We start from the raw sequence: 12,548 nt of genomic DNA on the forward strand, positions 1-12,548 counted from the left end.
TTCACCCAACAAAAGAACGAGAACATCGTCCGGATTTACGAATGTTTCGTGAGACTTGGTAGATCGCTACAACATTGTCGGATGGAAGAGACGAAGCTGGAGCATCAGGCTGAATCGAGTTTCCGGATCATCGAGATCGATGCCGGCAATCCCGGCAAGCTTCTTGAGGCGGTACCGGAACGTGTTGACGTGGATGTGAACCAAGGACGCAGCAGCCGGAATGTCGCCGAACGTGTCGAGCCAGGCGCGGAGAGTGTCGACAAGGTTGATGTCGTGACTGCGGTCGTACTCGCGCAGTACCGCGAGCGGACCCGATGCGGTCTCGTTCTCGTCCGCCAGGGCGTCGGAGAGGCGCAGAAGTAGGGAATTGATCTGCACGTCGTCGGCGCGCGCGACGGTCCGGCCCGAAGAATTCCACGTCGACCTCAGAACGCGAAGTGCTCGGTCGGCTTCGTCGCGTGACTTCTCCAGCGTCATCACGTCGGCCACTGTCGCACCGATTCCGATGACCACCGACTTTTCCGAACGGGAACGGTCTGCAAACTCCGACGCGATCCGACGCACGTAGTCGTCGTCGGTCTGGTGCCGGGTGTGTGGGATGACGGCGTAGACGGTGCCGCCGATCGCTGCCGCCACCGACAGCGGAAATACTTGGTCGAGATAGGTATTGAGTGTCAGGGCCAGTTGATCGACATCGGCTTCGGCCTCCAACGATGCACCGGCGCCGCTACGGAAGCCGGCCGCAAGTACGTTTGCCTTCGAGCGGCCGTAGCCCAGTCGCTCGGCCGCTTCCTTGGCTGAAGTGCCGCCACTCAGTAACGTGATCACCTCGCCCAACCTCAGCCGTCGTGCGGAATCGGCTGCCAGCTTGGCGCGAAGCAAACTCATCGCGGCCACGCCCGCCGCCTCGACGAGCGTTTTGACCTGCAATTCGTTCGGCTCCTCGTCCAGGATCACCCAGATCGAACCGAGGATCTGCGATGCCGCATGTATTCGCATGCCGACGCGGGGCCTGATGCCCGGCCCGATACCCGGTAGAAATACCGGCAGGGTAGAGCCGTAGATCTTGTTGAAATACCCCATTGACCTGAGCCGATCGGAATAGTGCTGCGGCACTTGATGTCCGAGGACACTCTGCTTACGTGCCTCGTCGCCGAAGGCTTGATCCGCCGAGAACGCGAGGATCCGGCTCGACTGATTCTCGATGGTGACCGGGCCGTTCAATACCTGAGCGATCGAGTTGGCAAGATCGAACAGGTCGGCGTCGGCGGCCGACGTGCGGTCCCCGTTGTTGCCGGATTCGAGGATCTCGTTGATCAACGACGCGCTTTGCAGCCAGCTTGCATCCTTGACCATTCCGAGGAGTGCGACGTCGGTGTCGGCCACCGCCTTCTCGACGAGGCCGTCGAAGTCCAGGGGCTCTTTGACGATCAGCGCTACCGCACCTGCCGAGCCGTATTCTCTTACCGCCGTTGCGATATCGGCCGAACCTGCGAGACCTGCGCCGAGTACGACGGCGCCCGCACTGTCCTGGGTAGCTTCGGACCCTTCGTGCAGGGTCACGCGGCTGACAGTGCGGGCGCCGTCGACAGTGTCGCCACCGCTGAGGAACGTCATTCCCAGTCTGTCGACGATGTCGACGATCGATACTCCCGTAGGTGTGGTCACCACCACACCTTAGGGGGAGCGGGGTCGATCAGTTGTCTGGTTGCTCTGCTCAGTTGCTGGGCTGCTCCGCCACGGCCTTCTCGACGAACCGGCGGGTCTGATCGAACGCCGCGGGCACCTGGACGGAATCGGTCATGTCACTGATCTCGGACCACCGTTCGGCGACGACCTCGGGGGAGAGTGCGCTTTCGGGGATGTAGACGCCCTGCGACTCTTCCATGCGAGCGATCGCGAAGACGCCGGCGCCGGCGCTGAGGATGGTCTTCGTCGGTGCGTCATCGGAGACCATGAACAGTGCGCCGGGTGAAATCGATTCGGGTGCAAGCAGAGCGAGAGTCTTCTCGTCGAGGAGGTCTTCGGTCATGCGGGTCGCGGCGGTCGGGGCCAGCGAGTTGACGCGGATGCCCTTGCGTTCGCCCTCGATGGCGAGAACGTTCATGAGGCCGACGACGCCGGACTTCGCGGCGCCGTAGTTCGCCTGGCCGAAGTTGCCGTAAATTCCCGATGCCGACGTAGTCATGAGGATGCGTCCGTAGTTCTGTTCGACCATGTGCGGCCAGACTGCCTTGGAACAGATGACGGAACCCATCAGATGCACGTCGATGACTTTGCGGAAGTCGTCGAGCTCGGCCTTGATGAACGACTTGTCGCGCAGGATTCCGGCGTTGTTGATCAGGATGTCCACGCGGCCCCACTTGTCCACGGCCGTCGCGACCATGGCGGCAACGGCGTCGACGTCAGTGATGTCGCAGTGGTCCGCGATGGCCTCGCCGCCCAGCTCGACGATTTCCGCCACTACCTTGGCTGCTGCGGTATCAGCGCCGCCACTGCCGTTGACCGAGCCACCCATGTCGTTGACGACGACGCGTGCGCCGCGTGCGGCGAGGGCCAATGCGTGTGAACGGCCGAGTCCGCCGCCTGCGCCCGTGATGATCGCTACCTTGCCGGAAAAATCCAACGACATTGGAAAACCTCTCTGATCTGGGATACTACTCAGTATTACTATGCGATGGCGTGGAAACAGTCAAGGGCCGGCAGGCAGTGTGAATGGGAGTGGAAGTCGAATGAGTAGTGATCTTCCGGACGTGCGATCCGCGATCATCACCAGCGCCGCCGACGCCTTTGCCGAAGACGGTTACGCAGCCACGACTGTAGATTTACTGGCCGATCGAATCGGCGCCACCAAAGGTCTTGTCTACTACCACTTTCGTTCCAAGTTCGACATCTACCTGGCAATCTACGAGCGCGGGATGAGCCTGCTCCGCGCTGAGGTCGAGTCTCGGATGGGCGGGGCAGAAAGCGGCCTCGCGCGTCTCGAAGCGATGTCGCACGCCCACCTGGTCAATCTCATGACACATCTCGGGTACCACCACACGATCCACCAAGGCGTCCGGGGCCAGATGAACTCCGCGCTCAAACCGAGACAACAGCAAGTCCTCGTGGAACTGAATTCGCTGCGACTCGATTACGAGAATCTGTTCGTCGACGTGATGACCGAAGGTGTCGCGGATGGTTCCATTCGTGCGGGCTCACCTCGAATGGCGGCAAAAGTCCTCCTCAGCAGTCTCAACGGCATCGACCTCTGGTACCGAAGGCGTGAAGGGCAGACTTTGGCGGAGACGGAGTCGTTGGCGGACCAGATCGTCGAACTGTTGATCGGCGGATTGCGCGCTGCGAACTGACTGAAAGCTGCATTCGTCGAGCGGGTTTCCTCCGACCGGTTCGTGCTGTCCTGCGGCTTGTCGTTCGGTTTGTCCCGCTCTGACAGTCGGGGTAGCATGTTGGCGTCGTGCGCGGACTTGCGTAGGAATTCAGGGAAGAGGAGGTGTGGCTGTAATGCGTGGCCAACCTCCGAGTACCAACTGAAGCTGTAGCCGCCCGGGTTGATCCGGTATTTTGCTGCAGCTTCATCGTGTGTTCATCGGCTTCGGCTTTGCTGTGAAGCAAGCGTCGTCGTTCACTCTTCCCTCGAAAGCTGTTCAGCATGCGCGAATTTCGTCGTTCACGTTCGGTACTGCCGCGTCGTTCCGCGGGGCTCGGTGACTCACATCCCGGACACTCGCGTGCCGCACGCACCGTCGTCAAGGCTGCCCCGCCCGAGGCGGTGGCGCCCGTCGAATCGACCGTCGTCAACAGCGGCGTGTACCGCGACGGCGAGCGGATAGCGTCACCGTCCACGCTGGCGGAAGCACTGTCATGCCTTCCGGATTCGCAGTCGATGGCGTGGATCGGCATGTACCGGCCCGACGACGCCCAGTTGTATGCCGCTGCACAACATTTCGACCTCCACGAACTGGCGGTCGAGGATGCGATCGTCGCGCACCAGCGCCCCAAGCTCGAGCGCTACGGCAAGACACTGTTCGTGGTGCTGCGTGCTGCGCGGTACCGCGACGAGACCGAGCGGGTCGAATTCGGCGAGTTGCACATCTTCTGTGGTCCGAACTTCATTCTGACCGTCCGTCACAGTGAATCGCCGGATCTGTCGGCGGTGCGGACTCGCATGGAGAACGATCCTGACCTGTTGCGGTTGGGTACCGAGGCCGTTCTCTATGCCATTCTCGACGCAGTCGTCGACGGGTACGCCCCGGTGGTGGCCGGACTGCAGAACGACATCGACGAGATCGAAACCGAAGTATTCAGTGGCGATCCCGGAGTTTCGCGTCGCATCTACGAACTGACCCGTGAGGTGATCGAATTCCAGCGGGCGACGCGTCCGCTGCTGGGAATGCTGCGTGGGTTGTCGGCAGGGTTCGACAAGTACCACACGGACGAGGAACTCCAGCGATACCTGCGCGACGTCACCGACCATGCGACGACTGTGGTGGAGCGGGCCGACGGCTTTCGTCAGTTGCTCGGAAACATCCTCACGGTGAACGCAACTCTGGTGTCGCAGAACCAGAACGAGGAGATGCGCAATCTGACGCAGGCAAGCTACGCGCAGAACGAGGAGATCAAGAAGGTCTCGGCGTGGGCGGCAATTCTCTTCGCGCCGACGCTCATCGGAACCGTGTACGGGATGAACTTCGACGACATGCCGGAGCTGCACTGGCACTTGGGCTATCCGTTTGCACTCTCGATGATGTTCCTGACGTGTGGAAGTCTCTACACGATCTTCAAACGTCGGGGCTGGTTGTAGAAAGCATTGGTGTAGAAAGCGCTGTGCGCCTTGCCAACCGAGATCGGTTGGCAAGGCGCACAGGTGTTCTTCGGGAGGGCGCTCGAATCAGAGCGTTGCGACGCAGACCGTGAACTTACGTTCCGGGTGCTCGAATCCCGAGTCTGCCCCCGAACCGCATTCGTCGATCGACGTGGAGTTCTGCAGAATTTCGACGACCTCGACGACGTTGGTGCCGCTGGTATCCGAGCATTCGATGCGGGCGGGCTCGTCCATTCCGCTGCCGAGATCCATGCATCCGCCGACTACCCAGTCGACGTCGAGACAGACAGCGCCCTGCTCGTCACCCGCGAGGGTCTCGTAGTAGTACGAGTCGACATCGGAGGCACACAGATCAGAGGTGGGAACCTTGGCGACCACCTTGTAGTTGGAATCCTTGCTACCGCAGTCCGCGTTGTCGATTTCCGCGGCCGTCGTGGTACCGCCGAGTTTGACGCAATCACCGATCGACACGTCGATGTCGACGTCGCCGCCGTCGTCCGAACCCTCCTGGCCGGTGATCTTCGAGGTGGTCGGGGCTGCGGAGGTAGTGGTCGAATCGGCAACCGAGGAAGATGATTCCGCAATGGCTTTCGGCTCGATGTCGGAACCGCAACCGACGGTGAAGGCGGCGATTGCAGAAGTTGCGATCACCGCAGTGCAAAGTCGCCGGACGATTCCGGACATAAGGACCCCTTTGTTGATTCTTGGATAGTTCTGTTGGTTCGTGGATTGTTCGGGACCTATTCCAATACATCGGTAGTCGAATTGCCAACCGGACTGTCAGTATGGGTAGGTGGAGCTACCCCTGATGCCGCCGCTCGCCCCGATGCTCGCGAAGGCTGCGGCCACTGTGCCGCCTCAGCCCGAGTCCGGTGACCCGACGTGGTCGTACGAGCCGAAATGGGACGGATTTCGAGCAATCATCTTTCGTGACGGTGACGAAGTGGTGCTCGGATCGCGAGGAGGAAAGGACCTGGCGCGGTACTTTCCCGAAGCGGTGGAAGCCGTCAAGTCTGAATTGCCCGAAAAATGTGTGGTGGACGGAGAACTGGTGGTTCCCCGTGAGATCGACGGTGTGACGCGCCTGAGTTGGGAAGCGCTCTCCGAGCGGATTCACCCCGCCGCGAGCCGCGTCGCATTGTTGTCGGAACAGACGCCCGCGCAATTTGTCGGGTTCGATTTACTGGCGCTCGGCGATCGCGACGTCTCGATCGAGGACTTCGGGGTCCGACGTGCGCTGCTCCTCGATTGCATCGGTGGCGGGCCGAGTTGCCACGTCACGGCAGCGACGGCCGACAGCGCCGAAGCAATGGCCTGGTTCGAAACCTTCGAAGGCGCGGGTCTCGACGGGGTTGTCGCCAAGAAGCTGGCGGGACCGTACCTGCCGAACAAGCGCGAGATGATCAAGGTGAAACACGCCAGGACCGCGGATGTCGTACTGCTGGGCTACCGTCCCCACAAGAGTCAGCCAGGTATCGGGTCGATGCTTCTTGGTCTGTACGACGGTTCCGAATTGAAGATGATCGGTGGCGCTTCTGCTTTCACCGCGGCGCGGCGGATCGAGTTGTTGGCCGAACTCGAACCTTTGCGCCTCGGGGACGACGTTGTAGCCGAGGGAGAGGCCAGCCGGTGGAGATCGGCCGCAGACCGCTCCTGGATTCCGCTTCGTCCTGAGCGGGTGCTCGAAGTGGCGTACGACCAGATGGAAGGGGAACGCTTTCGGCACGCCGCACGATTCCTGCGCTGGCGTCCGGACAGGGTGCCCGACGAATGCACATTCGATCAGTTGGAGGTTCCGGTGCGATACGACTTCGCGGATGTTCTTGCAGGCGGTAAGTGATGGCGAGCCCGGCAGAGGAACTGGACGTCGACGGGATCGCGGTCCGATTGTCGAGCCCGGACAAGATCTACTATCCGCAGTTGGGTGAGGACGGCGGAACCAAACGGCATCTTGTCGAGTACTACCGAACGGTGGCGCTGCAGGGTGCAGCGTTGCGGGCGCTCCAAGATCGGCCAACTCATCTTCAGCGATTCCCCGACGGCATCGAGGGCGAAGAGGTTTACCAGAAGCGGCTGCCGGCAAAACGGCCCGAGCACGTCGAATCCTGCGAGGTCACGTTCCCGTCGGGTCGCAAGGCCGACGTCCTTCGAGTGCGAAGTGCTGCGAACATCGTGTGGGCCGCCAATCTCGGGACTGTCACGTTTCATCCCTGGGCCGTGCGGTGCCCGGACACCGACCACCCGGACGAACTGCGCATCGATCTCGATCCGCAACCGGGGACCGGGTTCGACGAGGCCGTTGCCATCGCGGACGAGGTCCTTCGCCCTCTGCTCGCTGAGTTGGGATTGGAAGGATTTCCCAAGACGTCCGGTGGCCGAGGCCTTCACGTCTACATCCCGCTCGAGGCGCGCTGGGATTTTGTCGAGGTCCGTCACGCGGGTATCGCCCTCGCCCGTGAAGTCGAGCGTCGTAGTGCCGATCGCGCCACAACCGCGTGGTGGAAGGAAGAGCGGGGTGAACGGATCTTCATCGACTTCAATCAGAATGCCCGTGACCGGACGATCGCGGCGGCGTATTCCGCTCGTAAGACGCCGATCGCAACTGTGTCGACGCCGGTGACCTGGGACGAACTGCGCGACGTGCATCCAGACGACTGCACCATCGCCACGGTTCCCGGCTTGCTCGCCGATCGTGGTGATCCGATGGAAGCCATGCACGACAAGGCCTTTGCCCTCGATGTTCTGTTGGAGATGTGGGAGAAGGATCTGGCGGCAGGACTGGGCGATCTGCCGTACCCGCCGAACTATCCCAAAATGCCCGGTGAACCCAAACGTGTTCAACCGAGCAAGGACCGCGATCGGAAGAACAAAGACGGGTAGCGTCAGAGGCGGACATATCGGGTAATTCGATCAGACGTCGAATGTACGGTCACGTCGAATGCACTGTGGGGGTTGGATATGGATCGCCGGAAAATGCGAGCAGCAAGCTTAGCGGCGGGCGGTGTGATTCTTGCCGCCTTCGGATTGTCACTCGGTAGCGGAACAGCGTCAGCCGCGACGTTGGATTGTTCGGCGCGCGGGCAAGATCAGACGATCGTCGACGGGTCATCCGCATGCCGAGCGGTGGCAGATCCCTCCAGTTACGCGATTTCACACGTCGAGGGCGACGGCGTCGGCGTCGCGGATTCTCGAGACGGCGGCAGGTCGGCAGGCCTCGGCCTCTTCGGCGGCGTTGCTGCGGCGGAGTCGCGCGGTGGGTTACTTGCCGCGGTCGCGTACGGCCCGGGTTCGCTCGCACTCGGTCGCACCGACTCCTCACCCTTTGCCGTGGTGCTCAGCGGACCTGGCGGCAGAGCGGCAGTGGGTGACGCGGACGTCGGGGCGATCTGCTCAGGTGGTCCCACCCTTGTTTTCAATATCGCCACAGGTCAGGGATGTTTCAGCGACGGCACTTCGACGTGGGTCACCCCGTGAGGGCACCCCGGCCCTGAGCCTCTTGCGTGACAGTGGTCACAATGGTGTCAAGCTCCTGCCACCGATCGGGTGACCGGGCAACTTGATCAGCGGGGATCGGAGGACGCGATGACTCCCAGTGCACGACGGGGTTCACTCGCCCGGGTGGAGGTGCCTTCGCGCACCGAGCTGTACGTGGACCGGCGATTCCTTCCCTTGGCCGACCGCTTCTTCGCGATGTATCGCCAACCGCAACAAGGTGGCGGCGCTCTCGTCGTGTACCTGGGCGGTGAGAAAGTGCTCGACATCTGGGCCGGCAATGCCGATCGTGATCGGCGCTGGGACCACGACACGGTGTCGCTGTCGTTCTCGACCGGCAAAGGCGTCGCCAGCACCGTCGTTCACCGACTCGCCGAACGTGGGTTGATCGACTACGACGCCCCGGTTGCTCGGTACTGGCCTGAATTCGCGGCGGCCGGCAAGGACAAGATCACCGTCCGTGAACTGATGTCACATCGCGCGGGCCTTCACCGAGTTCGCGGCTTGATGCCGCATCCTCTCGACCTGATGGACTACGACGCGGTCGTTGCCGCCCTGGCTGCCGAGAAACCGGATCCGCGTCGGCTTCGAGGCCCCGGCTATCACGCTGTGACCTACGGCTGGTTGGTAGCCGAACTTGTGGCCAGGGTGTCCGGTCAGCCGTTCATCGACGTCGTACAAGCGGAGATAGCGAAGCCCCTCGGAGTCGACGAATTCTGGTACCGCGTACCCGAAACCGAGCGTCCACGGATCGCGAAGCTGTTCCCACATATCAACCCTGCCGGCTTGAACTGGGCCTTCGCGTCGACCGTGCTCTCACACGTCGGTCCGACTCGCGGACTCGCGGAGGCCGCGATGCCGGACGGTTTCGACGTCATGGTGCGCAACCCGGCTGTCCACGACGCCGTCATGCCGGGCTGGAACGGAGTGTTCAGCGCGCGTGCTCTCGCGAAGATGTACGGCGCCATCGCGAACGGCGGCGTGATCGACGGGAAGCGGTTCCTGAAGGAATCGACCATCGACCAGATGTCGACCATCCAGACTCGCGATCGGGATTACGTGCTGGCGGTGCGGCCCAACTGGACTCTCGGTTACCACCCGCCGATCATTGCCGCGCGGCGGCAGCCGCGGAATGCGATAGGCCACTACGGAGTCGGCGGTTCAGGCGCGTATGCGGACCTGTCCAGCGGACTCTCGCTCGGTTTCACCACCAACAGGTTGGGTAGTGCTGTGACAGCTCTCGGTGATCTTCGCCTTGCGAGGCTCGGCGCCGAGGCGCAGGAGTTGGTTCGTCGAATCTGACACGAAGGGAATGCCATGAGCAGCAACGTGTACCGGGTGACCGAGATCGTCGGCTCGTCCACCGAGAGCAGTGACGCGGCAATTCGCACCGCCATCGCCCGGGCGAACGAGACGGTGCGCAACCTCGAATGGTTCGAGGTGGTGGAAACTCGCGGTCACATCGAGAACGGCGCCGTGGCGCATTTCCAGGTCACGTTGAAGGTCGGCTTCCGGCTCGACGGCGACGAATCTTGAGTCGTCGTTCATGAGTGTTGATCTCAGGGCGGCCGTCGGGTTCATGGCGGGACATGCCAGAACTCTCGATCGGCATCGACTGAATTTGATTCTCGGACAGGGTGACCGGACCGCGGCATTGGCGGCTGTGGACAGTTATCGCAACCCGGACGGTGGGTACGGCTGGGGACTCGAACCGGATCTTCGCTCGGCATCGAGCCAACCTGGCGGCGCGCTGCACGCCTTCGAAGCCTTTGCCGACATCGGAACGCCGACGCCCAGAGCGGTCGAACTGTGCGACTGGTTGCAGACCAAGTCGCTGGCAGGCGGCGGTTTACCCTTCGCCTTCCCGATTGCAGACCCAGCCGGATGTGCGCCCTTCTGGGTGAGCGCGGATCCGTTGGCGCCGTCGTTGCAGATCACCAGCATCGTGTGTGCTGCAGCGGCTCGCGTCGCCGAATTCGACGAGGCCGTCGCCGAACATCCGTGGTTCGCCTCTGCCGTTCGATATTGCCTCGACGCGATCGACGGGGCCGATTCTCTGCATGCCCTCGAGCTCGCCTTTGCCTTGCAGTTTCTCGACGCGGTTCACCGGAACAGTCCCGAAGCGTCGTCGTTGGTGAGCACTCTTGGTTCGCGTATCCCGGCCGACGGCTTGGTTCACGTGGACGGGGGAGCCGAGGGCGAATTCATGCGGCCCCTCGATTTCTCACCGCTTCCCGGCGGCCCGACCCGCGCGTTGTTCGACGCATCAGTGATCGAGTCCGAACTGTCTGCGCTCGCTGCGCGACAACATGGCGACGGCGGTTGGGCGGTGGATTTCGACAGCTATTCGCCCGTCGCGGCGTTGGAATGGCGAGGTCACGCCACCGTGCAGGCGGTGTGGCTGCTGATGCGCAATGGGGTGATCTGAAAACGATTCTCGCGCCAAATTGGAACACGTTATAGTCTGGGAACCAGTTCGAGCTTCGTGTTTCAGGGATAGGGGAATGTCATGGCGTATGTGATCACGCAGCCGTGCTGCAACGACGCCTCGTGTGTTGACGTGTGTCCGGTCAATTGCATTCACCCGACACCGGACGAAGCTCCGTTCGCGACCACCGAAATGCTCTACATCGATCCCGACACCTGCATCGATTGTGGTGCGTGTGTGGACGAATGCCCGGTCGAGGCGATCTTCCCGGACAACGAACTCGACGAGGACGACGCGCCGTACCTGCAGATGAATGCGTCGTACTTCGAGAAGCATCCGATGGGCCCGGATTGGCCCGAGCCGATCACGATGGCCAAGATCGATCCCGAACTGGGAACGCTGAAAGTGGCGATCGTCGGCTCCGGCCCGGCCGCCTGCTACGCGGCGATGGAACTGACCGGCAAGCCTCGCGTCGAGGTCGACATGTTCGATCGACTTCCCACTCCATACGGTTTGGTGCGCGCCGGCGTGGCGCCAGACCATCCCGGAACCAAGGGGGTCACCGATCAGTTCCGCGCCGTCGTCGCGAAGAAGACTGTGCGCTGCCACTTCAACGTCGAGGTGGGCACCCACATCTCGCATTCGGAACTCTTGGACCATCACCACGCAGTGATCTACGCGGTGGGTGCTGCCGGGGATCGCAAGCTCGAGATCCCGGGCGAGGATCTGCCGGGAAGTCACGCCGCCACCGAGTTCGTCGCCTGGTACAACGGCCACCCGGGATATGCCGATCGGACTTTCGATCTGTCCGGCGAGCGAGCGGTGATCGTCGGAAACGGCAACGTCGCACTCGACATCGCACGCATCCTGGTGACCGACCCTGACCAGCTTGCGAAGACGGACCTCGCCGAGCACGCATTGGAAGCGCTGCGGAACAGCAAGATTCGTGAGGTGGTCATTCTCGGGCGTCGTGGGCCGGCGCAGGCCGCGTACACCAATCCCGAACTGTTGGCGCTCGGACAGATGGCGAACGTGGACGTAGTCGTCGACCCGATCGAAGCCGAACTCGACGAGGCCAGTCAGGCGTTCGTGGAAAGCGATGCCGCCGAGCCGTCCGTCCTGCTCAAGGTCAAGCAGGCGCAGGAATTTGCTTCGCGTACCGCAGATCCTTCTCGCAAGCGGATCGTTCTCCGGTTCCTCACCTCTCCCGTCGAGATCCTCGGCGACGGTGAAGTCTCGCAGGTGCGGATGGTGAAAAACGAATTGGTGGCAACGCCGACCGGTCAGCTCTCCGCCCGGCCTACCGAGACCGAGGAGACGATCGACACTTCACTGGTGCTTCGGTCGGTCGGATACCGCGGCACACCGATGGCCGACTTGCCCTTCGACGACGCTCGCGGCGTGATCCCCAACGAGAACGGCAGAGTAATCGACACCGAGACCGGAACGCCGATCCCGGGTGTCTACGTCGCGGGTTGGATCAAGCGCGGACCGACGGGCGTGATCGGCACCAACAAGTACTGCTCCGCCGAGACCGTGTCGATGATCTTCGACGACTTCGCTGGTGGGCGCCTCGCCACCCCGACCGAGGATGCCGACAAGTTGCAGGTTTTGTTGGCAGACCGGTCGCCGGATCAGGTGGACTATCAAGGTTGGCAGCGTATCGACAAGGCAGAACGCGCATCCGGTGCCGCAACCGGACGACCGCGAACCAAACTCATCTCGATCGAATCCATGTTGGCCGCTGCCCGCAGCGACGGATAGCAACGTTTGGGCGAACATCCGAATTGCTCGATTGCCGCT

At 62.2% G+C, this 12,548-nt stretch carries 12 protein-coding genes; 9 read left to right on the plus strand and 3 right to left on the minus strand.

Going from position 1 to position 12,548, the window contains the following annotated elements; genetic code table 11:
• Positions 1 to 66 precede the first annotated feature (66 nt).
• Both ATN37_RS26560 and ATN37_RS26565 read right to left on the minus strand, forming a co-directional pair.
• A complete protein-coding gene (locus ATN37_RS26560; RefSeq protein ID WP_007731373.1) occupies positions 67 to 1,668 on the minus strand; it encodes a CdaR family transcriptional regulator in 1,602 nt (533 codons plus the stop codon).
• 49 nt (positions 1,669 to 1,717) lie between these two features.
• Positions 1,718 to 2,632, minus strand: a complete 915-nt coding sequence (locus tag ATN37_RS26565; protein ID WP_050654830.1) for an SDR family NAD(P)-dependent oxidoreductase — start codon at positions 2,630 to 2,632, stop codon at positions 1,718 to 1,720.
• Between the two features lie 100 nt (positions 2,633 to 2,732).
• On the opposite strand from ATN37_RS26565, the gene ATN37_RS26570 reads away from it, so the two are divergent.
• The gene (locus tag ATN37_RS26570) at positions 2,733 to 3,350 is read left to right on the plus strand and encodes a TetR/AcrR family transcriptional regulator (RefSeq protein WP_007731377.1); all 618 of its coding nucleotides are present in this window, start codon (positions 2,733 to 2,735) and stop codon (positions 3,348 to 3,350) included.
• A gap of 302 nt (positions 3,351 to 3,652) precedes the next feature.
• Positions 3,653 to 4,804, plus strand: a complete 1,152-nt coding sequence (locus tag ATN37_RS26575; RefSeq protein ID WP_007731382.1) for a magnesium and cobalt transport protein CorA — start codon at positions 3,653 to 3,655, stop codon at positions 4,802 to 4,804.
• A gap of 87 nt (positions 4,805 to 4,891) precedes the next feature.
• Here ATN37_RS26575 and ATN37_RS26580 read toward each other — a convergent pair whose 3' ends face one another.
• Complete coding sequence (locus ATN37_RS26580) at positions 4,892 to 5,509, minus strand: hypothetical protein (RefSeq protein ID WP_007731384.1); 618 nt, start codon at positions 5,507 to 5,509, stop codon at positions 4,892 to 4,894.
• Positions 5,510 to 5,618: 109 nt separating this feature from the next.
• On the opposite strand from ATN37_RS26580, the gene ATN37_RS26585 reads away from it, so the two are divergent.
• The 7 genes from ATN37_RS26585 to ATN37_RS26615 all read left to right on the plus strand — a co-directional run bounded on the left by ATN37_RS26585 (position 5,619) and on the right by ATN37_RS26615 (position 12,509).
• Positions 5,619 to 6,665, plus strand: a complete 1,047-nt coding sequence (locus ATN37_RS26585; protein WP_218695818.1) for an ATP-dependent DNA ligase — start codon at positions 5,619 to 5,621, stop codon at positions 6,663 to 6,665.
• Positions 6,665 to 7,705: a non-homologous end-joining DNA ligase gene (gene ligD / locus ATN37_RS26590; RefSeq protein ID WP_003940248.1), complete on the plus strand. Its 1,041-nt coding sequence runs from the start codon at positions 6,665 to 6,667 to the stop codon at positions 7,703 to 7,705. The genes ATN37_RS26585 and ligD overlap by 1 nt, the downstream gene beginning before the upstream one ends.
• 78 nt (positions 7,706 to 7,783) lie before the next feature.
• Positions 7,784 to 8,299: a DUF6764 family protein gene (locus tag ATN37_RS26595; RefSeq protein WP_039973227.1), complete on the plus strand. Its 516-nt coding sequence runs from the start codon at positions 7,784 to 7,786 to the stop codon at positions 8,297 to 8,299.
• Positions 8,300 to 8,407: 108 nt separating this feature from the next.
• On the plus strand, positions 8,408 to 9,619 hold the full coding sequence (locus ATN37_RS26600) for a serine hydrolase domain-containing protein (protein WP_003940004.1): 1,212 nt from the start codon (positions 8,408 to 8,410) through the stop codon (positions 9,617 to 9,619).
• Positions 9,620 to 9,634: 15 nt separating this feature from the next.
• Positions 9,635 to 9,853: a dodecin gene (locus ATN37_RS26605; RefSeq protein ID WP_003939815.1), complete on the plus strand. Its 219-nt coding sequence runs from the start codon at positions 9,635 to 9,637 to the stop codon at positions 9,851 to 9,853.
• 10 nt (positions 9,854 to 9,863) lie between these two features.
• Positions 9,864 to 10,745, plus strand: coding sequence for a hypothetical protein (locus ATN37_RS26610; RefSeq protein ID WP_218695820.1), 882 nt, complete (start codon positions 9,864 to 9,866; stop codon positions 10,743 to 10,745).
• A gap of 81 nt (positions 10,746 to 10,826) precedes the next feature.
• Complete coding sequence (locus ATN37_RS26615) at positions 10,827 to 12,509, plus strand: FAD-dependent oxidoreductase (RefSeq protein ID WP_218695822.1); 1,683 nt, start codon at positions 10,827 to 10,829, stop codon at positions 12,507 to 12,509.
• Positions 12,510 to 12,548: the final 39 nt, after the last annotated feature.

It is taken from the genome of Rhodococcus sp. MH15, from assembly GCF_019266045.1.
Taxonomy (GTDB): domain Bacteria; phylum Actinomycetota; class Actinomycetes; order Mycobacteriales; family Mycobacteriaceae; genus Rhodococcus_F; species Rhodococcus_F qingshengii.